This is a genomic window from Pseudomonas lundensis, assembly GCF_002269125.1.
GTDB lineage: Bacteria > Pseudomonadota > Gammaproteobacteria > Pseudomonadales > Pseudomonadaceae > Aquipseudomonas > Aquipseudomonas lundensis_A.
Genome location: NZ_NQKI01000099.1, coordinates 1 through 660, shown reverse-complemented (window position 1 = coordinate 660; position 660 = coordinate 1). Strand labels below are relative to the sequence as shown.

1 protein-coding gene is annotated in these 660 nt (G+C 53.9%); it reads right to left on the bottom strand.

The window, feature by feature from the left end; genetic code table 11:
* Window positions 1-140: 140 nt before the first annotated feature.
* Window positions 141-659 (bottom strand): Hcp family type VI secretion system effector, encoded by a 519-nt coding sequence (locus CJF39_RS22630; RefSeq protein ID WP_094995379.1) that lies wholly within the window; start codon window positions 657-659, stop codon window positions 141-143.
* Window position 660 lies beyond the last annotated feature (1 nt).

Below are 660 nucleotides of genomic sequence, written 5' to 3'. Positions count from 1 at the left end.
CGCCGGTGAAAACATCCCTGATTCCTCATGCAGTGCTGCTGATGTCGTCATCTACAAACAGGCGACGAGCACATAAAATTCTGGGGTCAATACTGCGTACCGACTTTCAAGGGTCGGTACGCAGAAACACTCAGCCAGCCTTAGCCAGCGATCGACGTGCGCCAGTCATCGGAACCGGAAGTGCCCGACACTTCGTGAGTCCAGGTGATTTTGCGGTAGGTGAACTCCACGTCTTCCAGGTGCGTGAAGTGTGAATTCGACGGGGCCTGGCAGTTGTGCATGTAGTCCTTGATGTCGACGATGATTGCGTCTTCAAGTTTGGTGGTGAAGTAATGCTCTTGCGTACCGGCCGCCGAGGTGCGAAACCACTGGATTTCGATCTCCGTCAGGCGCTCGCCTGAAGTCAGTGCTGCCAACAGCAATGGCGACGATTTGTCGAAAACCTTGGTGATTTTTACCGGTTTGTGAACGCGCTGACCGGTCGGTTGGCCTGATTGCGGGTCACGAGGAATAATCACTTCGTGACTAAAACCCTGAACCATGACTTGGTCTTCATGACCTTCCTGGTAGGTATTACCTACCGAATCCGCGGTGAATGCACCGGCAGTAATCAGGCCCTGTTTGGTGCCGGTGATGGACATGTACGCTGGCGTCGCCATT

Excerpts from the sequence above, each read along its gene's own strand:
- CJF39_RS22630 (WP_094995379.1), bottom strand. The coding sequence starts at position 659 with ATGGCGACGCCAGCGTACATGTCCATCACCGGCACCAAACAGGGCCTG.